This window comes from Pseudomonas synxantha (assembly GCF_900105675.1).
In the GTDB taxonomy this organism is placed as follows: domain Bacteria; phylum Pseudomonadota; class Gammaproteobacteria; order Pseudomonadales; family Pseudomonadaceae; genus Aquipseudomonas; species Aquipseudomonas synxantha.
In genome coordinates this window covers 1231746-1252719 of the sequence record NZ_LT629786.1, presented here as the reverse complement: position 1 = coordinate 1252719, position 20974 = coordinate 1231746, and the positions used below count along the sequence as shown (strand labels likewise).

The following is a 20974-nucleotide window of genomic DNA, read 5'->3' as shown; positions in this document are numbered from 1 at the left end:
AGGAGCTCGTATGTCGCAACGCCCTTTCGCCTCAAACACCGACGGCCGCCTTAACCTTGAGCAGCAGCGCAAGCGCGCCAAGGAACTGTTGTCGCGCCTGAAAAGCCAAGACCCCAGCGCAACCTTGTCCCAGGCTCAATGGCAGCTTGCCAAACAACTGGGCTTCGCCAGTTGGCCCAAGCTCAAGGCCCATGTCGACGCCCTCGACTTTGCCGCCCGACACCCTGGTTTCGAGGCCAGCGATGAATCGCGCACCACCCATTGGCGGTGTGGCAACGATATTGCCCACAGCCTGCAACTGGCCGGGTTCAAGGGCCAGTTCCGGATGCTCACGGACCCGTTGTGCATGGGGCCAGTGCGTGAACTGCCCAGCCAAACGTTCCGCGCGATGCGCAGTATCTTTATCAGTCAGGCCTTTGCCCTTGACTCCACTGAAGTCGCGCATCGCGTCAACGATGAATACGACCAGCTACAAACCTTGGCCAATGCCGATCACAGTGTGCTGTGGTGCGAAGCGGACGCCTACGACCAACTGTTTCTGGTGCGCGCCCTGGCCGGCCTGGAGCGGGCGCCGCACAAGCTGGAGCTGATTGAGGCAGACCGCATTCCCGGGGTCGAGCGATTTATCGGCATAGGCCAATTGGCCCCCGATGTGCTGGCCTGGCTCTGGCCGCAGCGGCGCTTGATCGACGACAACGCAGTGCAATTGGCCAAACGCGCCTGGTCGGCTTATTGCGACAGCTCACCGCTCAAGCTCGCGGAACTGGCCCATGGCAATTACCCCTGCCTGCCCTTTCTCGCTCCGGCGCTGCTGCGCCAATTGCAGGAGTTACCCGGAACGCATGATGGCTTGTCGTTGACCGAACGCCTGGGCCTGACGTACATCGCCGAGGCCGGACCGGTGCCATTCGGCCGGGTGTTCGCAGAGCTGATGGGTAAGCGCGAGCCGTTGCCATTCCTGGGAGACATGATGTTCCATGCCCTGCTGCAGCCGTTGATTGATGCAGAGCAGCCGTTGCTGTTGGAAACCGAGACGCATCTGGAATGGCCTCGGCGCCACCTGGAACTGACAGCCTTGGGGCGGGAAGTGCTCAGCGAGAGCGCCTATTGGCCAGACCATAGCTCAGAAGCACGTTGGGTAGGCGGTACCTGTATCGAGCCAGGTCAGTCGCATTGGACAATCGACAGGTACGCTCAGCTTGTCTGGCGCAACGTCATCGCGTAAGCCTCCTCATCAGAGAAGCCCTCCATAATGAGCTCGATGATGGCTTCTCTGTACTCACTCACGTTAGCCGGGAGGTTGGATTTGTTCGCCTGATAGTAAGCCGCCATGCGTTCGCGTGCCTGCGGCTTCTTGACCTTTTTACGCGGCTTCACCGCTTTCTCGGTCACTTCGACAAAACCTGCAAAATCCGTAGTCGCGGTGTTCCAGTCAAACGCAAAGACCTGCTCACGCGCAGCCACCGGATCGAAATGGCGGGTGAAAAAGCTCCCACACTCCCCCGTGCCTTTACTGATTACCAGCGACGTCAGGTCTGGCAACTTGCGCTCGTCAGTGAACAGCCTGACTACATCCAAGCGCCGCCCGGTGGATACAGGGATGGCATTCTGAACGACCCTATGGTCGGGGTTCTCATGCTTGGCCCGATCAACCAACTCGGTGTAGGTCAGGCAATGTTTATGCTTGGCCAGGTCGACCAGAATCGGGTAATAGACAGACGCCAATTGAATGTCAATAAGCGTGACATTTTCGTAAAGACCTTGTTGTGCGTTCATGTTGATCCTGAAATGCGCATGGTTTCCTTGAGTCGGGTAACATCTCACGCTTTGCAAATTATGGCTAATCGCCACTTATCTTTATCAAGGATGAACCTGTGCACTTGAAAACCGCGGCTGAGCTTTGGGACAGCTTGAATTCAGAGGGCCGGCTGGCCCCCATGAGCCACGATAAACAATTCGTCGTGGACCTACGGGCGGCGTTGCACATCCCCGCGTTCCAGGACGTTGGCGCTTACTTGCGGCTGCACGACGTCGACATCACGTCGTTCCTGATCGCGGTACTCAATGCCTTGCAGCCGTTCAGCATGATGCTCACTGACATCTATCAGATGATGATTGAGGCAGGCGTATCCCATAGCAATGAGCGCCTGTTACTCGAGTTCAACTTTGATGAAGGCGAAAAGCTGTCTTTCGATGCAGAGGCCTTTCGCAGCGCACGCAACATCATGGAGCGACTCAATAGCACTGTTGCGCAACGCGCTTATAACCCCAGGGACTTGGTAGCGATCAGCGGGGGGCTTTTGACCACCTTTGCAGACACACTGGGCGAGGAAAATGCTCGGGCCGCCCTCAAAACGCCCATCGCGAGCGATGAGGTAAAAAACTGGATAAACAATTTAGACTGGCCTTACCAGACATCCGTACCACTGCCCCAGGGACCGATCACCGACCCACTGACCCGCGCACTCCAGCCTATCGCGGACCTGACCGAGCAATTGTGCCGTCGCACAGGCCGCTACGCCAGCCAGGCTGAACTGCGCAGCGTGCGCAGGACCGACGATCCAGCCATGCCGGGCCGCACACCTATCAGGCAATGGAGCGAGTCCTTGCTGGCTCATATCCAGGAAGACCACATTGCGCGCTTTCATCTTCTGCCGGCGCTTTGGTATTGCCACCAACAGGTCCCTCATTCCCAGCGAGCCGTTTTGGCGAAAAAGGTCGAAACGCTGGTCAACGCTCACTCAGACGTGGTCGCGGCCAACGCGTTATCCCATGAACTGGAGGACGTGCTCGACCTGCCCATCTGGAAACACCGCTCACAGCTCTACTCCGTGTGGCTCGTTACCCTGCTCAAACGTGAACTGCAATACGCGGGTGAGCACTTTGAATTGATGGGCACGGACAATCGCCTGACATTCGCTTTCAGTCCCAGCCATATCGCTAACCTGCGCATCGGTAATGACGTTCTCGAATTGATCGCGGAGTTTCGCGTCGCGGCCCAAGGTATTGGGCTGACAGGAACGGGTCGCAAGCAACATATTCAACCAGACTATTCACTCCTGCAGCGCAAAGCGGATGGAAGCCATCGCATCATTTATGTACTTGAAGCCAAACAATATGCCAGGGCTAATACACGCAACTTCAATCAAGCATTGCGTGACTATGCAAAACTCAATACAGAGGCGCTGGTAGCGCTCGCCAACTATGGGCCGGTGCCCGCCTGCCAGCCCAGGAAACTCCGTGAGATGTGCAAACATAAAGGCGACGTGAACGTTAGCGAGCGCTGCGAGGCATTCGCCTGCGTGACACCCTCCAATGCGGCTTCAGCGCGCCAGTTGCGCGAGCACTTTCGTCGTGTCCTTACGGAACATATTCGGCCGCTACCCAAGCTGATTGTCGATGCAACAAGTTCGATGGCACATGTCTTGGCCCCTCGGGCGCAAGCCTGTTGGCCAGACATTGCCGGGTATATTGCCGACGCAGGCATGGAGTTGATCGTTAACGAATATTATCCGAGGTCGGTTCGTGCAGGAGTGCCTGCCCGCCACGCCATGCTTGGCTTGTTCGAAACCGCCAAACACGGCCCGTTGCTGGACATTTACGCCATCACCAGAACAGAGCGCGGTCCGTTGATGTTGTTTACCGACGAGGGCGGCTTCCATGAAGTACGCAGCTATCATGACAAACTCGACGGGATCATCATCCTGCAATCGGACGGTTCCCTGATGCTACGCATGAACACGCATGCAGAGAGCCTATTAAGAAGAGCACTCGCGCAATTGATTGCACACTGCTCGATCGGCGAGCCTTATTGAGTCATCCACGCCCAGGCGTCCACTGCGAGACCATTCCATGCGTAATCTGATTGTCGCGAGCCTTTGCTTGCTCACCACCGCCCTCACAGGCTGCCAGCAGACCCCACCGGCCAACGACCAACTCGACGCCGTGCTCTGGACCCAGACGTCCATCGAGCACGAGCTGATCTACCGCCAGCTCTTCGCCAACGCCACCCGCCAACTCGATGTAGCGCTGGCCGACCCCACCTGGGACGCCCTGCCCTTGCCGGCGCGCAAGCTGGCCGGCCTGCCACCGGCGGTGGTGGTGGATATCGACGAGACCCTGTTGGACAACGTGCCGCTCAACGCCCGCGACATCATCAATAACCAGGTGTATTCCTATGACCGTTGGAACACCTGGGTGGAGCAGGCCAAAGCCCAGGCACTGCCAGGTTCCGTGGCATTCCTGCAGGCTGCCAGGCAAAAAGGGATCAAGGTGTATTACCTCACCAACCGCGAACACAGCCAGGTCGCGGCTACGGCCAACAACCTGCGTTTACGCGGCTTTCCGATTGAGAGTAATGAACAGATCCTGGCGGCCAGCACGCCTACCGGCCACTGCGAAAGCGCCGGCTACGGCAAGAACTGCCGCCGCCAATGGGTCGCCAGCCAGGCACGCGTGCTGTTGATGGCCGGTGACTCCCTGGGAGATTTCGTGCAGGCCGAACACAACACCCTGGCTGCGCAGCGCAAGGCCGTCGAACCCTATGTGAACTGGCTGGGGCAACGCTGGTTCCTGCTGCCCAACCCGAGCTACGGCAATTGGTACAGCGCGCCGTATGGGGATGATGAAAAGTTGCCGTTTGCGCAGAAGCGCAGGCTCAAGCAGCAGGCGTTGTTGTTGCAGGAATAGGGAGTAGCCATGTGGGAGGGGGCTTGCTCCCGATAGCAGTGGTTCAGTCAACACATGCAGTGACTGACAATCCGCTATCGGGGGCAAGCCCCCTCCCACATTGGATCTGCGTTGAACCAGTATCTGGAGCGATCAACACTTCAGCCCTGAGGCTTGGTGTGCCAACCCGAGGGCCGTTCATCCCACTCATTTGCACTGCGGCCCTCATATCATCACACTCGTCATCCACCCGCCGGCTCAGGAACCGCAAATGCCTCACTCCTTGCTCAAGCCTGCGCTGCCCGGCATTGCGCTGCGGCGATGGCGTTTGCTGCACCGCGTCAAGCAAAGCCATGCGGCGCAGCTATTCAACGTCACTCAATCGACTATTTCGCGCTGGGAAAGTGGCGTACAAGCGATGGATCCGGCTGCGCACCAACAGCTTGAGCAGTTGTTGGCAGCCCGGCTTGATGCAGCCGCCGACCAGGCATTGGCCCGGCTGGTCAGTGAGAGTTCGCAAGCGATGCACCTGGTGTGCGACCTGACGCACCGCCTGCTCGCATGCTCGCCCTCCCGCGCACTCCAATTCACCAGCCCGCTCGCCGATCTTATGGGCCAGTCGCTGTGGCGCTTCGCAACCCAGGAAATCCAGCTGATCGAAGCCAGCCTGGAACACACCGGCTGGCGCGAAACCCAGGCCCCCCCAGCCCTTGAGTTCACCACTGGAAGCAACGATTCCAGCCTCGTGCCGATACGCCCAAGCCTGTGTCGCTGGACACGCATGACCCTGAGCGATGGCAGCGCCGCGCGCCTGGTCGAGACGCTCTGACTGAACACCGCGCATATTTTATGCGTGGACGATCTACGCTCGCGCACCTAGGCTTAGCTGCATAACCGACCTTGTGGGGGCAGCATCATGGACCTGGAAAAAATCAAAGGCCGTCTCGATTTCCTGCGCGAAGCGGAAAAACTCAAGGATGTGCTCAGAAGCGCCCACACGGCTTCGGGTCGCACTGAAAGCACGGCCGAACACAGTTGGCGCCTGTGTCTGATGGCGATGGTATTCGCCGATCAACTGCCCGGCCTGGACCTGCTGAAAATCCTCAAGATGTGCGTTATCCATGATTTGGGCGAAGCCATCCACGGCGATATCCCGGCGGTTAGCCAGGCGGCCTTTCCCAACAAGGGCGAGCAGGAGCGGCTCGACCTGCTGCTGTTGGCCCAGTCCCTGGACAGTCCGCTGAAAACCGAGATCCTGACGTTGTGGGATGACTACGAGAACGCGCTTTCGCCGGAAGCAAAAGCCGTCAAAGCCATGGACAAACTGGAGACCCTGCTGCAGCACACCCAGGGGCTGAACCCTCCCGATTTCGACTACGCCTTCAACCTGGCCTACGGCAAAAAACACACGGATGCCGACCCCTTGTTCGAAGCATTGCGGGCATTGATCGATCGAGCGACAGAGCAAAGGCTTCACGCCGCCGAGTAACGGGTTTGATCACAACGCCCGAGCAGCAATCGCCTCCACCTCCACCAACGCCCCCGGCAACGGCAACGCCACCACTTGCAACGCTGTCCGCGCCGGTTTGTTCGGCTGCTCCGGCGTGCCGAAGTACTGCGTATACCCACGCTGCAGCCCGGCAAAATCCAGCTTGCCGTCGGTTTCTTCGGTACCGACCAGAAACACCCGCAACTGCACGATATCGCCTAGGTCCAGGTCGTGTTGGCTCAGGATCTGGCGCAATTTGTTGAACACCGAAGCAGTCTGCACTTCGGTATCGCCAAAAACCCCAGGCACACTCGGATCGACGAGGTCCGGTAGCGTGCCACTGACGAACACCAGGCTGGCGGAAGCCGGCACGGTGACGGTTTGCGAGATGGGGAAGTCGCCGACGCTGGTGCGTTGGATGCTGTTGCTCATGGTGTTACTCCTTAGGAAGCGGCCACGGCCGCGGTCTGTCGTTGTTGGATGACGCGCTCGGCCAGTTGCGCGACCACATGGCGCGCTGAGTTGGCGGCTGACTCCTGCCAGATCCCCACGCCGCTTTGCACCAGGCCGTCGCCGGCGAAGTACACGCGGCCGTGGGGGCGCTCGAGCAAGGCGCTGGCCTCGGCCGGGAAGTGCTCACGTTGCAGCCATGGGCCTTCGCTGTAGGGGATCTGTTCCCAGGACACCGCCAGCGGATTACGCAGGTGCTTGGAATAACCCGGATGCAGGAGCTCCACGGCCTCCCTCGAAGTGGCGTACTGCTTATCGAGCGGCTGCGCACCAAACACCTCAGCGCCCTCCCCCGTCACATAACCAGCCACCAGCACACCGTCGCGGGTGTTGAGGTCGTTGCTGGGATACCAGAGCAGGCGCGCCGGGTGTTCGATCCACGACAGGCCGCCGTAGGTGCGGTAATCGGTTTCCCAGAAGCGCGGGGATTGCCACGCCACCTTGGTCGCCTGATCGCTGCGGGTGCTGCGCAACGCGGCCTTGATCGGGTCGCTGAAATCCGTATCGAGTTTGGCCAGCAATGGCAGCGGCAAGGTCGAGATCAAGTAATCGGCGCGCACCACCTGTTCACGGCCGCTGTGCTGGTCGTGATAGGTCACCGCCACGCCGTCCTCCAATTGGCGGATCTGCCGCACCCGGGCGCCCAGTTGCACCTGCTCATGCACGCGCCGGTAGAAGGCATCGGTGATGCGGTCCATACCGCCCACCGGTTGGAACATGGTGGCGGAAAATTCCGGAAACTCGGTGTGCAGCAAGGCGCCCCAGAGTTCCGGGTGCAGCAGGCGTTCGAGCCCCAGCGGGCGACAACGGGCGGGCAAGGCGCCAGGGTGGGCGGCGGATTCCAGGTGCCCCGAGCGCAGGGTGCCCTCGAAGGTCAGTTCCTGGGACAGGTCGCCATACACCTGCAGGAAACCCAGCAAGCGCGTGCGCTCTTCGCCGCTCAACACATCATCGAGGGCGTCACGCTGCACCGCCTTGGCCAACAGCCCGGACAGGTGCCCACGGGTATCGTTGAGCGCCTGGCCGACGCTGAACGCTGGCTTGCCCAGGTCCGGCCGCACCTGGGCGCCATGGCTGCTGTTGACCAGCACTTCCAGGGGCACACCCAGCTCACTGCAGTAATCGAGGATCGTGCGGTGTTGGCTGGGAATGCGCGCGGGGCCGGCGTTGAAATACCGGCCCGGATCAAACCCTACGGTCTGCGAGCGACCATCCTTGTAGTCCACGCGGTCACCGTTGCGCAGGGTCCAGGTGCGGCCCCCCACGCGCTCTCGGGCTTCGAGCACTTGCACGTTGAAGCCGGCGCGGCTCAGTTCCAGTGCCGTGACCAGCCCGGCAATCCCGGCGCCCAGTACCAACACGCGGGTGCCCTGCCCCAGGCCGTCCTTGAGTTTCAGCGGTTGCGGCCGGCGATGTGAGGATGGGCCCAGGCCCAAGACCGCCAATGCATCCTTGACGGCCTTTTCACCGCCCACTGCGGCAATGCTCGACAACGCTTCACGTCGTGTCAGTCCCATGTCCAAACCTCCTTAGTCCGGCAGCCCGGGCGGGTTGATCAGCGATTGGTCGACCCGCTCCACATCCAGGCCCCAGCGCTGCAAGACCTGTTCGTATTGGCCACCGGCAATCGCGCCTTGCAAGGCGGTGTGGATCGGCTGGACCAGGCCGTTGTCCTTGCGCGTGGTCACGGCGATATCGGCCTGCAGCGGCCAGCCACCGTTGACGGTGCCGACGCGCTTGATACCGCCGGTGATCGCCGCCGAATAGGCGTACACCGAGTTCGGCCCGAACAGCGCATCACTGCGCCCTGACTGCACCGCCAGTTGCGCGGCGGCCTGGTCGTCGAAGTACTGCAACAGCGCAGGCTTGAGGCCGGCTTTTTCATTGGCCTCGTTCCAGGCCAGCAGGACCTTTTCCTGGTTGGTGCCGGAGCCGACGATGATCTTCAGCCCGGCAATGTCCGCCGCCTGCTTGATCTCAGTGATCTTGCTGGTGCTCTTGACGTAAAAGCCGAGCACATCCTGGCGGTAGGTGGCGAAGTCAAAACGCTTTTTGCGCGCTTCGGTGACGGTGACGTTACTGATCACCACGTCGTATTTGCCCGAGCTGACGCCCAGGGGCCAATCCTCCCAACTGGTCTGTACCACGTTGAGTTGCAGGCCGAGGCTGTCGGCGATCAGTTGTGCGGTGTCGGCTTCGCTGCCGATGGTGGTCTTGTCGTCACTGGCGAGCAGCGCCAGGGGCGGCCCGGCCACGCCGGACACGGCCACGGTGAACTTGCCCGGCTGGGCGAACTTGAACCCCGGCGGGATCTGCGCGATGGCCGCTTCATTGCGCGGCACATGGATGCGCGGGCGGTCGGGGCTCAGATCAACCTGTTGCACGGCGAAGGCGTATTGCGCGGTGCTGACGGCAAGCGCCAGCAAGGCCACGCGGGTGGTGTTGATGAACATGGGCAGTCACTCCTTGAACTAAAGCACCTTGCCGAGAAAGGCCTGGGTGCGGGGATGGCGGGGTTGGCGCAGGATCTGCTCGGGCGGACCCTCTTCGATCAGTTGGCCGTCGCAGAGAAACACCACGTGGTCGGCAACTTCACGCGCAAAGCCGATCTCGTGGGTGACGATCACCAGGGTCACGCCCAGCCGGGTCAGGCCCTTGATCACGTCCAGCACCTCGCCCACCAATTCCGGGTCGAGGGCCGAGGTGGGCTCGTCGAACAGCAGCACCTTGGGGTCCAGTGCCAGGGCCCGGGCGATGGCGACGCGTTGCTGCTGGCCGCCGGAGAGCTGGCGCGGGTAGGCGTCGGCCTTGTCCGCCAGGCCGACCTTGGCCAGCAATTCGGCGGCCTTGAAGTGGGCTTGGGCTTTGCTCCAGCGCTTGTGGGCCAACGGCGCTTCGGCGATGTTTTCCCAGGCGGTGAGGTGCGGGAACAGGTTGAAGTTCTGGAACACAAAACCCACGTCGATGCGGCGCTTGAGGATCTCGCGTTCCTTGAGTTCGAACAGCAGGTCACCCTTGCGCCGATAGCCGACGTACTCACCGTCGATAGTGATATGCCCGCTATCGATCTTCTCCAGGTGGTTGATGGTGCGCAGCAGGGTGGACTTGCCCGAGCCGGACGGCCCGAGGATCACCGTGACCTTGCCGGGGTCGATGGTCAGGTCGATGTTATCGAGCACCTGCTGGTTGCCAAAGCGCTTGCCCACGCCCTGGATCTGGATGCGCCCGGCGCGTGCTTCAGCCATGGGCCTTCTCCTTGAACCAGCGGCGCAGGCGCTGCAACGGCGTCGGCGGCAGCACCCGGGCGGTGCCGCGGGCAAAGTGGCGTTCGACGTAGTACTGGGCGCTGGTGAGCACGGTGGTGATGATCAGGTACCAGACGGTGGCGACGATCAGCAGCGGAATTACCGCCTGGGTGCGGTTGTAGATGACCTGCACGGTGTAGAACAGCTCGGGCAAGGCCAGCACGTAGACGATGGAGGTGCCCTTGACCAGGCCGATGATTTCATTGAACCCCGACGGCAGGATCGAGCGCAGCGCCTGGGGCAGGATGATGCGAAAGATACGCCGCGACGCCGGCAACCCCAGGGCCGCCGCCGCTTCATGCTGGCCGGCCTCCACGCCGATCAGGCCACCGCGGATGATCTCCGCCGCGTAGGCCGCCTGCATCAGGCTCAAGCCCAGCACCGCCACGGTGAATTGGCTGAGCACATCCACCGTCGACCATTGCGCGAACACCAGGTCGGTAAACGGCACACCGAGCAGGATGTGGTCATACAGGTAGGCAAAGTTGTAGAGGATGATCAGCACCAGCAGCGCCGGCATCGAGCGGAAAAACCAGATATAGCCCCAGGCCAATGCGGCCAGCAACGGCGAACCCGACAGCCGCGCCAGGGCCAGCGCCGTGCCAAGAATGACGCTGAACACAGTGCTCAGCAGGGTCAGCAACAGCGTCTGCCCCAGCCCGCGCAGCACTGACGGCGAGAAGAACCACTGGCCGAACACGCCCCATTCCCAGCGCGGGTTGGTGGCCAGGGAATGCACGATGGCCAGCAGCACCAGCGCGGCGAAGATCGACCCGGCCCAGCGCCAGGGATGTCGGGCGGGCACTACTTGCAGCGCCTTGATCGGCGTGGCGACACGGCGCTGACGCAGCGGTTGGACGCTGACCTCATCGAGCAGGTCGTAGGGTTTGGCAACAATGGGCATGTGCTATTCCTCGCAGGCCTTAGAAGGCGTAAGTCAGCCGGGTGTAGTAATACCCGCCGGTAAAACCGTAGGGCGAATAAGTGCCGTAGCTGGCGACCATGGTGCTGCTCGGCACCCCTTGCTTCTTGGGGTATTGGTCGAACAGGTTCTTGGCGCCGATGGCGATGTTCAGGTCTTGGGTGAGGTTGTAGCCAAGGTCGAGGTCGGTGATCCATTTGGCGCTGTAGACCCGGTCCAGGTCGCGGTTGGCCGAGGAGTTCACTTCCTTGTAGGAGCCGTAGCGGGTCAGGGCCAGGTTGAGGTTCAAGCGCCCGATGCTCCAGTCGCCGCCGAGGATCAGCTTGGTAGTGGGCTGCACGCCAGTGATCAGGTTGCGCGCCTGGCGGTCCATCAGATCAAAGGAAGTGCCGAGGATGTTGGTGGACTGCTTGTAATTGAGGATCCGGGTCTGGTTCCAGTTGAACGCGGCGGTCCATTTCAGGGCGCCGAACGTGCCCAGGTCCTGGTTGTAGCTGCTGACCAGGTCCAGGCCCTTGGTGCGGGTATCGGCGCCGTTGATAAAGTACTGGCCGCCGGAGATGGAGTTGACGCCATTGTTCTGCAGCACCTGGGTGACTTGCGGGCCGAGCAAGGTGCCGGTGAGGGTGATGCGGTCGCGCAGGTTGATCACGTAGGCATCGGCGGTGAAGCTCAGGCGCTCGGTGGGGGTCAGGGTCAAGCCGAGGCTGAAATTGGTCGAGCGCTCGGGCTTGAGCTCTTCGGCGCCCAACGCCTTGGCCGCCGCCGAACCCACTGGCAGCACGCCGTAGTTGATCGACTGGTACACCCCGTCCACCACGCCGTAGGTGGTAGAGCGCGCACTGAACAAACTGTTGGCCAGGGACGGCGCACGAAAGCCATTACTCACCGTGGCACGCACCGCGATCTGCGGCGTGAAGTCGTAGCGGGTGGTCAGCTTGCCGCTGCGGGTAGCGCCCACGCCTTGGTTGTAATGCTCATAGCGCAGGGCGGTGCCGACATACCAGTCCGGCAACGGGTTGAAGCCCACGTCCACATAGCCGGCCAGGCTGTTGCGCGAGGCGCTGCTTTGTTCCTGCGCAGAAATGCCGTTGGTGACCTGGGCTCCCGAGGACGCACAATTACCCGGCGCCACGCAGTAGCCGCCGTTGGCATAGGAGGCGTAGTCACCGGCCTGCACCTCATAGGTGTCGCGCCGATGCTCGAAGCCATAGGACAGGTCCAAGGGTTTTTGCAGGCCGATATCAAAGCCGCGCTTGAAGTCCAGGTTGGTGGTCAACTCGGTGGAAATCCAGGTGCCGGACGTGAAGCTGTTCGGCGTGGCCTCGCCCAGGGACGGGTTCTGGTTGTGGGTGGTGCCCTGCTCCGCTTCGTTACGCCCGTAGGTGGTGGACAGGTCCCAGTCCCACTCGCCCACGCTGCCCTTGCCACCGAACGCCGCCTGGAAATCGTCCTCGTCGATGTACCAGGTCGGGGTGTACCCGGCCGGGTAGCCGTTGGGCCCGGTAGTAATGGTGTTGGTGATGGTCGGCAAGCGGAAGTTCTGGCCCTGCTCGGCCTTGCGTCGCGAGTAGGTGGTGAAGGAGTACAGGCTGAAACTGTCGTCAATCGGCAGCTCGGCGTTGTAGCCCAGGGTCAGCAGGTTGGTCTTGGGCGTGCCGTAGCCACCGTAGGTGGACTTGCCTGCCAGGTCATAGGCTTGTTCATAGCTATAGCCGTTGGCGCTGGCCTTGTTGTCGTCGTTCTGGCTGCGCGCATCCAGGGCCAGCTGCACGATGCCGCCGTTGCCGATCTCGAAGCCCTTGTTGAGGCTTTGTTGCACGGTCTGCTTCTTGCCGTCATAGCCAAGCCCCGCGTTCGTTACCGAGGTGCCGCTGGCGTCGGCCTTGAGGATCACGTTGATCACCCCGGCGATGGCATCGGAACCGTACTGGGCGGCGGCGCCATCGCGCAGCACTTCCACATGGTCGATGGCGCTGATGGGAATCAGGTCCAGGTCGGCCGGTGCCGCACCGGTGTTGATACCGTTGATATTCAGGGTGGCGCTGGTATGGCGGCGCTTGCCGTTGACCAGCACCAGCACTTCGGCGGCGCTCAAACCACGCAGGTTCGGCGCTCGTGCGATGCCACTGGCGTCCCAGCCGGTTTTTTCCGGTAGGGTCAGCGATGGGATCACCGCGCTCAATGCTTCCATCAACCCGGGCTTGCCGGTGCTTTGCAATTGCTTGGCGCTGACCACATCAATGGGCACCGGGCTGCTGGTGACCGTGCGCTGCTCGGCGCCACGGTTACCGGTGACCACGACGGTGGAGAGTGTGCTGTCGTCCTGGGCCTGTGTCGCTGCGGCCAGCAGGGTCAACGCCAGGGCGGTGGTGGGTGGTAGAACGTGCTTCATATCCATTCCCAGCTTTTCCAAATCGCGAAGTCGGGCAGGCACGCTGCTTGGTGCGGCGTGGCCGGCGTTCCAGGGGGTGGGCGCGGTTTGGGCTAGGTGTGGGGCAAGCGCGGGGTGTGAGGTGGCAACATACGTTGAGCTCCCGTCCAACGATTCTGCTGCGGCGGGATTACCCGGTCAGGCGCGCAGAATCTGAATCACGCTGGGTACCATCCGAGGTCAGGGGTAGGCTGTTGAACTCAAACATAACGGAATGAATTTTAAAAATATAATGCTGTTTTGGTATAAGCTAATATTCTCTAATTTCATTATTTACAAATATCTTTATTCATAAAAATGATTATTTTTTTAATTGGAACGTGCGCATACCCTTGTGGGAGGGTTCTACACCCCGATGGCGTTGGGTCAGTCACAGATGTGCTCACTGACACTCCCTCATCGGGGCATGGGTATCTACACAACTCTGACGTAGCGACCGTCAGTAACCACGATGCGAAACGAGCCGCTCTTGATCTTGATCTGCTTTTGATCTTGATCTTAGGCGCCCCGTCAAACCACGCTGGCCGGAATTCGACAGGGATTTGGGGGGTAAACCGGCAGGGATGCCGGTTTAGCCGCCCCGCGCCATGGATGGCGCGTGGCGGCGGCCCCCCAAATCCCTGTCGGATTACGGGCACACCGAGCCTGGGCGAGGTGCCGAGTGGTGGGGCAAGAGCGTTTTGGTTACTTTTGCGCTTTTCAAAAGTGACCCGCTGTAAAAGCGGAACCCTAAGTGGCCGTTGCCCAAATAACGGATATGTACTCGGTCTGATCCAGCATCTTGGTCGGCCCTAAGGCCGCCATCGGGGGCAAGCCCCCTCCCACATTTGGATCGCGGTGCATCAGTTAGATAGCTATAAGCTGCCAGGCAGCAAGCTCCATTGCAGAAGAGCAGCGGCGTACCAAAGTTGTGTAGATACCCATGCTCATCGGGGGCAAGCCCCCTCCCACATTGGTACTCGGTGCAGCCAGGATTATTGAGCGGGCCGCAACAGCTGCATCTGCTGGCGATAGTCATCCGTCACCTGCCGCGCCTGGCTGCTGCTGGTAATTACCCGAGGCGTGATCAACACGATCAACTCCGTACGGTCCTTGGACTTGCTGGTATTGCCAAACAACCAGCGCAACCCCGGGATTTTGCCCAGGTAAGGCACGGCACTGACACTCTCAGCGTTGTCCTGCTTGATCAACCCGCCGAGCAACACCGTCTGCCCACTCTGCACCGCCACCTGGGTGGACACCGAACGCGTGGAGATCCGCGGGTTGACCGGCGTGTCGCTATTACCGACCTGATTCTCGGCATCGCTGACCTGCTGCTGGATATCCATGTACACCAGGCCACCTGGATTGATGCGCGGCACCACGTCCAGAATCACCCCGGTCTGCACATATTCGACGCTGCTCAGGGTGGTGTCGGCGTCACCGGTGTTAACGGTGGTCTGGCTGATGGGAATGTTGTCGCCCACCTGGATCTGCGCCGGCTGGTTGTTCATCACCACCAGCGACGGCGCCGACAGCACCTGGGTACGGCCGTTGGTTTCCAGGGCGTGCAGGGCCACTTGCAGGTTGGAGCTGACAAAAGAGTAGAACAATGAGTCCGCCGCCCCCAGCCCTGCTCCACCACCGCCCAGTGCGCCCTGGCTGCCGGAAGCATTGGCCACCGTGGTGCTGGTGGAATTGCCGGCCAGGCGGCCGAGGTACCACTGCACGCCCAGGTCCAGTTCACCGGTAAGCTTGACCTCGAGGATGCGGGTTTCGATCTGCACTTGCAGCGGCGGGTTGTCCAGGCGCTTGATCGCCGCTTCGATCTCTTTCCACTGCGCCGGGCGGGTGCGCACCAGCAGTTGGTTGCTGCTCTTTTGCGCAGTGATGCGGGTGCCGGCCTCGAGGTCGCTGGTGGGGGTCGCCGGGGTGTTCTCGCCGCTCTGCGGCTCGGGCTCCTCGGGGGCTGGCACAGGAGTGTTGGCTTGCAAACCGGCGCTGGTGGACGATGACAATGTAGTCGTACGCAAGCCCGGGGCGACCTTGGCGGGGGTGTCGTCCTTGATCGCGCCGTTGCCGTAGATCTGCCGCAGGTACTTGGCCAGGTCGGCGGCCTTCATATTGCGCACGTCGTACACATACATCTGCGGCTCGTTGCCGCCGCCCTCGTCAATGGTGCGAATCCAGTCGCCCACCTCGCTGAGGTACTCGGGCTGGGAAGAGATCGCCACCACCGAATTGGTGCGCTCGACCGGCAGGAAGCGCAGCATGCCTGCCAGGGGCGTGCCGCTGTCGGCGCCGAACATGGCTTGCAGCTCGGGCATCAGCTCGGCCACCGAGGCGCGTTGCAGGCCGAATACCGCCACCGACATGCCCTTGAGCCAGTCGACGTCGAAGGTGTCGATGGTGTCCTGGTAGTTGGCCAACTCTTCCGGGGTGCCGGCCAGGCTCAGTACATTGCGTGCCGGGTCGACCAACAGAAATGCATTCTCTCGGGCAAACGGCTTGAGCAGTTTCTGCATCTCGGTGGCGGAGATATAGCGCAGCGGGAACAGCCGCGCCGAGAGGCCGCTGGACGGTTGCGCCACGCGCATCTGCGGCACCAGCTTGCCCGCCACCGCCTGGTTGGCCGGCAGGATGACGTAGCGGTTGCCCTGCTTGATCATCGCGTTGTCGGTCCACGACAGCAGCGTCTCGAGAATCGACAGCGCCTGTTGCTTGTCCACCGGTTTGGAGGTGGAGAAGCTGACATTGCCCTTCACCCCCTCGGCGATGCTGTAGTTCTCGTGCAGCAGGTCGCCCATCACGCTATTGATTACCGCCTCGATGGGCTGGTCGGCGAAGTTGAACACGATGTCGCCGCCCTGCTCCGGCACTTTCGCGGGCGCGGTGGGCTGGCGCACGAAGCTTTGATTGCCGCGAATCAACTGGCGTTGCGGCGGTGCCGGGGTGGCCGGCTGCGGGTTTTCAACCACGGGCGACTCGGGCGGCGGGCGTTGCGAGCCGGTACCCTGCAGTGCTTCGTGCAGCAGGTCGGCGTCCGGGTCGAGGGTATCAGGCAACGATCCACAGCCGCCCAGGGAGACGGCAGTGGCCAGGCAAAACAGCGAAGTGCGCATATCGATCAAGGGAGGGGCTCGCGGGGATGGGAAATCAGGGGTAACCGCTTGCCGTAGAGGCTCAGGGTCTGGGTGCGCCCGTCCAGGGCGAAACGGGCGTATTGCGGGGTCAGGTGTTCCAGGCGCCAGCCGTTGGGCAGGGTCTGGCCCAGGCGTACAGTCAGCGCCGGGCCATCGGCTTGCTTGAGCATGGCCATTTGCAGGTTGCCGGTGATCATGATGCCGCTGAGGGTCAGGTTGGCCAGGCTGGCCACCCGCACCTTGCCCATCACCCGGTCCGGGCGGCGGTCCGGGCTGAACAGCGGTGCTTGCCAGGTGGCAGCCAGATCCTGCAACGCCAGCGCAGGAGCGGCTTGCACACTGACGGAGGGCTGCGCAGGCACCGGCGCTGCGGGCAGCCACCGCGGTTCGTCGCCGATGCTGCTGAGGATCACCGCCATCAACAGCCCTAATAAGCCGGCCAGGCCGAGCAAGCTCCATTCCAATGGGCGTAGTGAGCCGATCATGGCGTCACCCGCGCAGGTTGCAGGTAACCACGCACCAGCAGCTGCACCGTCAGCTTGCCCGCCCCGCCAGTGGACGGCGCCTGTTTGCTGCGGCGAATGCGCAGCTCATCGACAAACAGAAACGGCGGCTGATATTCCAGCGCATGCAGGATCGCGGTCAGCGGTTCGATGGCGCAGTTGAGCGTGAGGCTGACCTTGACCTGGCGGTAAGGCTCGCTGTCGTCCTGTTCGGCAGTGATGGGTTTGCGTTGGGTCAGGGTGCAGCCGCCGCCAAGGTTGGCGTGGCTGTTGATCAGGTCGGCGAGGCGCTGCATCAGGTCGGCAGCGACCACATCGGGATCATCGCCGGGCAACAGGCTGGCGCTGCTGGCCGGGTCTAGCCGCGCCCGCTCAAGCTGCTCGCGCAACGCATCGCCCTGGCGCAATACGCTGGCGTAGCGTTGCTGCTGTTCACGCAATTGTTCGGCTTGTTCGCCCATGGCCCGCAGCGGCCCGGCAAACCAGCTGTCGATCAACAGCCAATAGGCCGCACCGAGCACCACGGCGAGAATCAACAAGGCCCCGCCGCGACGTTCACGGGGTGTGAGGGGTCGGCGCATCGGCGGCCTCCTGGCGTAAGTGGGCACGCAAGGCAAACTGGTCCTTGCCGGTGCGCGCATCGGGTTGGATCACCCCTTCGAACTGAGCATTTTCCAGGCGTCGGCAGGCTTTGATGCGGGTGATCAGGCCACTGGCCTTGGCACTCTGGCCAGAGAACGTCACCTCGCCCTCCTTGACGGCCAACTGGTCAAGCCAAGTGTCGGCGGGCAGGCAGGTGGTCAAGTCGTTCAGCAGCGCGGCCAGGGGCGGCTGTGCCAGTTTGCGCTGGGTGAGGTACTGTGCTGCGCCGCGGGTATTGAGCAGTTGCTGGCGTACCGCTTGCACCTGGGCGACCTGGGCTTTTTGCTGCTGTACGGTGGCGTGCATGGTGTCGAGTACGCGCTGGCGGTCGTTGAGCCATAACAGCATCGCGGCGATCAGCAAGGCGCCGCACAACCACGGCAAGCTGCGCTGCAACTGCTTTCCGGCTGGACGTTGGCGCGGGCGCAGCGGCGCGGGCAGCAGGTCGATGCCCAGGCCCGCCACGTCCACGCGGTGCGGATGCAAGCCAAGGGCGGCGCAGTCACTAAGGATCTGGTCCAGGCGCTCGCGCAGGATCGCCACCAGTGTTACCTCAAGGTGACTGGACGTGCGCCGCTCCTGGCGAGCCACGAAGTACAGCTGCTCGGCGTCGAACGGGGTGTAGCGGTCCAGTTCATAGCCGACCACCTCCGTGAGGTTGCGCGCGGCAGCCAGGGGCAGTTGCACGCGTTGCTGCAACACCATGTCGTGGGCGAGCATCAGCACCTGGCGTGCATTGCCCGGCGCAACCGGCGTCGTCAGCGGCCAATGATGGACCTGCTCAGGGGGCTCCTGCAGGGCCAGCCACTTCGGCACACAGCCGCGCAACTCCGTGAGCCACAGCCGCCAGCCTTGTTGCAACAGGCTGCCGCGCCACTGCCTGGCGATAGGTTCGAGTCGATTCATTCTTGCCACCGCACGACCCGATAGGGCTGTGCGCTGTCCTCCGCGGGGCTCAATAAGACGGTGAGTTGCAGGCGCGCCTGATAGCCGCCGGGGCGTTCGGCGCGGCTGTCGATTTCCAGCACCTGGCCAGGGTCGACGCCCTCGGCGTTTTGGCGCGGCAGGTTCAGTGCCTTGCGCATCAAGGCGCTGGCGAATGCCGGATCGGGTCGGTCCAGGTCGCTCCACAAGGTGAGTTCCGGCACCAGTTGGCTGTAGAGCGCCTGGGTCATGCCGGGCAGTTGACGTACTTCTTCCAGCACCCGAAACGGTGCCAGGCCCTGTTTACGACGGGCTTCGAGGGTCTTGATTAATTGTTGGGCCTGGGCCGGTGTGGCACCGCAGGCCAGGGCCAGGCGCAGCAGGTCATCGGTATGGGCGTTGACCAGGTACAGCTTGCCGCGCTCACTGCGCAGGCGCACCTGTAGGCGGGCGTCGTCGAAGGTCAGCGCGATAGTGCGCCCATCCGCCACCCAATGCCCATCAGCCATGACCTGGGCGATCCCGGCTTCGGCAGCCAGCAGCGTCTGAGTGTGCTGGCGATGCCACAGCGCCTGGCGGCTTTCCAGCTGTACCCAACCCGCCAGACCGCCGAGCAACACGCTGAGCAAGGCCAGCACCCACAGCACCAGCAACAGCGCCGCACCGCGTTGGCGCCTCATTCCTCAATACTCGCGCTGGACAGGTTCAGGCGCAGGGCAATCACCTGGGTCACCCACGGCACCGGCCCGTTGACGCTGGCGTCGACGCGCACCGCAGCGGGCAACCGCTTGGGCCAGGGCCATGTGCTCAGCCAGCCGGTGGGCTGGCCCAATGGCGAGACACCACGAAAACTGAATCGCAGCGCCTCGACGTTATGCAGCAGCACCTGGGGATCGTCGCGCAGGGGATGTTTGTGCGATTCCGGCTGCGAGAACGCCACCTGCAGATCCTGCTCGACCCGTTGCAGGGTAAAGCGCTGGATGCCACCGCCGAGCACGCCGGGCAAGGTCGACACAAACTGCAAGCGCTCTGGCGTCGCGATAAAAAACCCATCGGCCTGGCTGTCGTCTTCAGCAACATCCAACGGCAGCGCCTCGCTGATGGCGGTGCGCAAGAACTGTTGGGCGGCGCGCATTTCATCCAGGCTGGCGGTATAGCCCTGGGCCTTGGCTACCGCCCGGTTGGCCCCGAGCAACGCACCGCCCACCAGCAGCACCAATACCGAGAGCAGGCTGAGCACCACGAGGATCTCCAGCAAGGTGAAGCCCTGCTCGCGGCGCTTCACAGGCGTGCCTTCAAGGTGCTGAAACGGGCCTGGTGCGAGCCTTCGCGCAGGCTCAGGTCGAGGCGAAACAGACGGGGCTGTTGTCGCGTGCTGGTCAACTGCCAATGGATGCCATCGAGTTCGCCCTGGCGGGTGCCCTCGGTCAACGGGCCGGCCGCTTCCTGGTCGAGCACCGTGAGCGCAGCATGGGTGAGCCGGTCGCTCCGGGCCACTTGCGATAACGAGCGCGCACTCTGGCCGAAGGCAACCAGCAACACACTGCTGCACACCGCCATCAACGTCAGGGCGGCGAGCATTTCCAGCAAGGTAAAGCCGGCCTGGTACTTCATGGCAGCGCCTTGGACTGCACGCTGCCCGTGAGCCAGCCAATGTCGATACGCCAACGCCGCGTGCCGTTGGCCAGCAACAGGTTGCCGCCGGTGGAGCTGCCATCGGGGTAGAACACCACGGCGGCGCCCGCCGCCTCGGCACTGTGCAACGTCACCTGCAACTGGGCCGGCCAGTGTTGCGGCGCACGCCCTGGGGCCTGGAAGCTCAGGCCCTGGAGGTCGAACTCGGTGCGTGCAGCCTGGCCGCTGATAATCGCCCCCGCCCGCGTGGTGCGCAGTGCCTCGACCATCTGCCCGACCACCCGGCGCTCCTGGGCCACCTGCAGCCCCTGGCGCACCCCGAACGCCAGCAACCCGGCCGCGATGCCGATCAATACAAGCACCACCAGCATCTCCAGCAGGGTAAAGCCGCGCTGGGTCATGGGCGGGTTATTCCCAGTTGCCCAGGTCGGCACTGTAGCCCTCACCGCCGGGCTGGCCGTCCTGGCCGTAGAAGACCAGGTCGAAGGCGCCGTGCTCACCGGGGAAGCGATAGCCGAAGCCATGGCCGAACGGGTCTTTCAATTCCGAAGGCTTGGCATAGGGGCCAGCCCAGCTGGAGGCGTTGGCAGGCTTGTCCACCAACTGTTGCAGGCTGTTGGGTGGCGCACCCACGTCCAGGGCGTAACTGTCGATCTTCATGCTCAAGCTGGCCAGTTGCGCTTTGCCCGCGCCGTATTTGCCCTTGTCCACATTGCCGCCGACCTGGCGCACCACAATGGTCGCGACGATACCCAGCAGCACGATCACCGCGAGCATTTCCAATAGGGTGAAGCCGCGTTGGCGATGCCTGGTTTTCATT

Annotated in this window: 21 protein-coding genes; 5 read left to right on the top strand and 16 right to left on the bottom strand. The window is 62.4% G+C overall.

Annotated elements, in window-relative coordinates; all coding sequences use genetic code 11:
* Positions 1–10 precede the first annotated feature (10 nt).
* Positions 11–1225 carry a DUF1835 domain-containing protein gene (locus tag BLU48_RS05985; protein ID WP_057024959.1) on the top strand — a complete coding sequence of 405 codons (1215 nt, stop codon included), beginning with the start codon at positions 11–13 and terminating at the stop codon, positions 1223–1225.
* On the opposite strand, the gene BLU48_RS05980 is transcribed toward BLU48_RS05985, so the two are convergent.
* Entirely contained in the window at positions 1195–1776 is a 582-nt protein-coding gene (locus BLU48_RS05980; RefSeq protein WP_057024960.1) for a hypothetical protein, read from the bottom strand. The genes BLU48_RS05985 and BLU48_RS05980 overlap by 31 nt on opposite strands.
* 98 nt (positions 1777–1874) lie before the next feature.
* Between BLU48_RS05980 and BLU48_RS05975 the strand changes: the two genes are divergently transcribed.
* From BLU48_RS05975 to BLU48_RS05960, 4 genes are all read left to right on the top strand, one after another.
* Positions 1875–3815, top strand: a complete 1941-nt coding sequence (locus BLU48_RS05975) for a hypothetical protein (RefSeq protein WP_057024961.1) — start codon at positions 1875–1877, stop codon at positions 3813–3815.
* A 37-nt stretch (positions 3816–3852) separates the two neighbouring features.
* Positions 3853–4689: a 5'-nucleotidase, lipoprotein e(P4) family gene (locus BLU48_RS05970; protein WP_057024962.1), complete on the top strand. Its 837-nt coding sequence runs from the start codon at positions 3853–3855 to the stop codon at positions 4687–4689.
* A 250-nt stretch (positions 4690–4939) separates the two neighbouring features.
* Positions 4940–5497 carry a helix-turn-helix domain-containing protein gene (locus BLU48_RS05965; protein ID WP_057024963.1) on the top strand — a complete coding sequence of 186 codons (558 nt, stop codon included), beginning with the start codon at positions 4940–4942 and terminating at the stop codon, positions 5495–5497.
* 87 nt (positions 5498–5584) lie between these two features.
* Positions 5585–6157 carry an HD domain-containing protein gene (locus BLU48_RS05960; protein ID WP_046068824.1) on the top strand — a complete coding sequence of 191 codons (573 nt, stop codon included), beginning with the start codon at positions 5585–5587 and terminating at the stop codon, positions 6155–6157.
* Positions 6158–6166: 9 nt separating this feature from the next.
* On the opposite strand, the gene BLU48_RS05955 is transcribed toward BLU48_RS05960, so the two are convergent.
* The 15 genes from BLU48_RS05955 to gspG all read right to left on the bottom strand — a co-directional run bounded on the left by BLU48_RS05955 (position 6167) and on the right by gspG (position 20973).
* Complete coding sequence (locus BLU48_RS05955) at positions 6167–6589, bottom strand: RidA family protein (protein WP_057024964.1); 423 nt, start codon at positions 6587–6589, stop codon at positions 6167–6169.
* An 11-nt stretch (positions 6590–6600) separates the two neighbouring features.
* A complete protein-coding gene (locus tag BLU48_RS05950) occupies positions 6601–8184 on the bottom strand; it encodes a flavin monoamine oxidase family protein (RefSeq protein WP_057024965.1) in 1584 nt (527 codons plus the stop codon).
* 12 nt (positions 8185–8196) lie between these two features.
* Positions 8197–9120 carry an ABC transporter substrate-binding protein gene (locus BLU48_RS05945; RefSeq protein WP_057024966.1) on the bottom strand — a complete coding sequence of 308 codons (924 nt, stop codon included), beginning with the start codon at positions 9118–9120 and terminating at the stop codon, positions 8197–8199.
* Between the two features lie 18 nt (positions 9121–9138).
* The gene (locus BLU48_RS05940) at positions 9139–9912 is read right to left on the bottom strand and encodes an amino acid ABC transporter ATP-binding protein (RefSeq protein ID WP_057013589.1); all 774 of its coding nucleotides are present in this window, start codon (positions 9910–9912) and stop codon (positions 9139–9141) included.
* Positions 9905–10876, bottom strand: coding sequence for an amino acid ABC transporter permease (locus BLU48_RS05935; protein ID WP_057024967.1), 972 nt, complete (start codon positions 10874–10876; stop codon positions 9905–9907). The genes BLU48_RS05940 and BLU48_RS05935 overlap by 8 nt, the downstream gene beginning before the upstream one ends.
* A 19-nt stretch (positions 10877–10895) precedes the next feature.
* A complete protein-coding gene (locus BLU48_RS05930) occupies positions 10896–13289 on the bottom strand; it encodes a TonB-dependent receptor plug domain-containing protein (RefSeq protein WP_057025001.1) in 2394 nt (797 codons plus the stop codon).
* Positions 13290–14302: 1013 nt separating this feature from the next.
* Entirely contained in the window at positions 14303–16429 is a 2127-nt protein-coding gene (gene gspD, locus BLU48_RS05925) for a type II secretion system secretin GspD (protein ID WP_057024968.1), read from the bottom strand.
* A gap of 5 nt (positions 16430–16434) precedes the next feature.
* Positions 16435–16935 (bottom strand): hypothetical protein, encoded by a 501-nt coding sequence (locus tag BLU48_RS05920; RefSeq protein ID WP_057024969.1) that lies wholly within the window; start codon positions 16933–16935, stop codon positions 16435–16437.
* Positions 16932–17534 (bottom strand): type II secretion system protein GspM, encoded by a 603-nt coding sequence (gspM, locus tag BLU48_RS05915; RefSeq protein WP_057024970.1) that lies wholly within the window; start codon positions 17532–17534, stop codon positions 16932–16934. The genes BLU48_RS05920 and gspM overlap by 4 nt, the downstream gene beginning before the upstream one ends.
* A complete protein-coding gene (locus tag BLU48_RS05910) occupies positions 17509–18501 on the bottom strand; it encodes a PilN domain-containing protein (protein ID WP_057024971.1) in 993 nt (330 codons plus the stop codon). The genes gspM and BLU48_RS05910 overlap by 26 nt, the downstream gene beginning before the upstream one ends.
* A complete protein-coding gene (locus tag BLU48_RS05905) occupies positions 18498–19199 on the bottom strand; it encodes a hypothetical protein (RefSeq protein WP_057024972.1) in 702 nt (233 codons plus the stop codon). The genes BLU48_RS05910 and BLU48_RS05905 overlap by 4 nt, the downstream gene beginning before the upstream one ends.
* Positions 19196–19804 (bottom strand): prepilin-type N-terminal cleavage/methylation domain-containing protein, encoded by a 609-nt coding sequence (locus tag BLU48_RS05900; protein WP_057024973.1) that lies wholly within the window; start codon positions 19802–19804, stop codon positions 19196–19198. The genes BLU48_RS05905 and BLU48_RS05900 overlap by 4 nt, the downstream gene beginning before the upstream one ends.
* Entirely contained in the window at positions 19801–20133 is a 333-nt protein-coding gene (locus BLU48_RS05895) for a type II secretion system protein (protein ID WP_057024974.1), read from the bottom strand. The genes BLU48_RS05900 and BLU48_RS05895 overlap by 4 nt, the downstream gene beginning before the upstream one ends.
* The gene (locus BLU48_RS05890; protein ID WP_057024975.1) at positions 20130–20555 is read right to left on the bottom strand and encodes a GspH/FimT family pseudopilin; all 426 of its coding nucleotides are present in this window, start codon (positions 20553–20555) and stop codon (positions 20130–20132) included. The genes BLU48_RS05895 and BLU48_RS05890 overlap by 4 nt, the downstream gene beginning before the upstream one ends.
* Before the next feature lie 7 nt (positions 20556–20562).
* Positions 20563–20973, bottom strand: a complete 411-nt coding sequence (gspG, locus tag BLU48_RS05885) for a type II secretion system major pseudopilin GspG (protein ID WP_124356208.1) — start codon at positions 20971–20973, stop codon at positions 20563–20565.
* Position 20974: the final 1 nt, after the last annotated feature.

Excerpts from the sequence above, each read along its gene's own strand:
- BLU48_RS05985 (WP_057024959.1), top strand. The coding sequence starts at position 11 with ATGTCGCAACGCCCTTTCGCCTCAAACACCGACGGCCGCCTTAACCTT.
- BLU48_RS05980 (WP_057024960.1), bottom strand. The coding sequence starts at position 1,776 with ATGAACGCACAACAAGGTCTTTACGAAAATGTCACGCTTATTGACATT.
- BLU48_RS05970 (WP_057024962.1), top strand. The coding sequence starts at position 3,853 with ATGCGTAATCTGATTGTCGCGAGCCTTTGCTTGCTCACCACCGCCCTC.
- BLU48_RS05965 (WP_057024963.1), top strand. The coding sequence starts at position 4,940 with ATGCCTCACTCCTTGCTCAAGCCTGCGCTGCCCGGCATTGCGCTGCGG.
- BLU48_RS05960 (WP_046068824.1), top strand. The coding sequence starts at position 5,585 with ATGGACCTGGAAAAAATCAAAGGCCGTCTCGATTTCCTGCGCGAAGCG.
- BLU48_RS05955 (WP_057024964.1), bottom strand. The coding sequence starts at position 6,589 with ATGAGCAACAGCATCCAACGCACCAGCGTCGGCGACTTCCCCATCTCG.
- BLU48_RS05950 (WP_057024965.1), bottom strand. The coding sequence starts at position 8,184 with ATGGGACTGACACGACGTGAAGCGTTGTCGAGCATTGCCGCAGTGGGC.
- BLU48_RS05945 (WP_057024966.1), bottom strand. The coding sequence starts at position 9,120 with ATGTTCATCAACACCACCCGCGTGGCCTTGCTGGCGCTTGCCGTCAGC.
- BLU48_RS05940 (WP_057013589.1), bottom strand. The coding sequence starts at position 9,912 with ATGGCTGAAGCACGCGCCGGGCGCATCCAGATCCAGGGCGTGGGCAAG.
- BLU48_RS05935 (WP_057024967.1), bottom strand. The coding sequence starts at position 10,876 with ATGCCCATTGTTGCCAAACCCTACGACCTGCTCGATGAGGTCAGCGTC.
- BLU48_RS05930 (WP_057025001.1), bottom strand. The coding sequence starts at position 13,289 with ATGAAGCACGTTCTACCACCCACCACCGCCCTGGCGTTGACCCTGCTG.
- gspD (WP_057024968.1), bottom strand. The coding sequence starts at position 16,429 with ATGCGCACTTCGCTGTTTTGCCTGGCCACTGCCGTCTCCCTGGGCGGC.
- BLU48_RS05920 (WP_057024969.1), bottom strand. The coding sequence starts at position 16,935 with ATGATCGGCTCACTACGCCCATTGGAATGGAGCTTGCTCGGCCTGGCC.
- gspM (WP_057024970.1), bottom strand. The coding sequence starts at position 17,534 with ATGCGCCGACCCCTCACACCCCGTGAACGTCGCGGCGGGGCCTTGTTG.
- BLU48_RS05910 (WP_057024971.1), bottom strand. The coding sequence starts at position 18,501 with ATGAATCGACTCGAACCTATCGCCAGGCAGTGGCGCGGCAGCCTGTTG.
- BLU48_RS05905 (WP_057024972.1), bottom strand. The coding sequence starts at position 19,199 with ATGAGGCGCCAACGCGGTGCGGCGCTGTTGCTGGTGCTGTGGGTGCTG.
- BLU48_RS05895 (WP_057024974.1), bottom strand. The coding sequence starts at position 20,133 with ATGAAGTACCAGGCCGGCTTTACCTTGCTGGAAATGCTCGCCGCCCTG.
- BLU48_RS05890 (WP_057024975.1), bottom strand. The coding sequence starts at position 20,555 with ATGACCCAGCGCGGCTTTACCCTGCTGGAGATGCTGGTGGTGCTTGTA.
- gspG (WP_124356208.1), bottom strand. The coding sequence starts at position 20,973 with ATGAAAACCAGGCATCGCCAACGCGGCTTCACCCTATTGGAAATGCTC.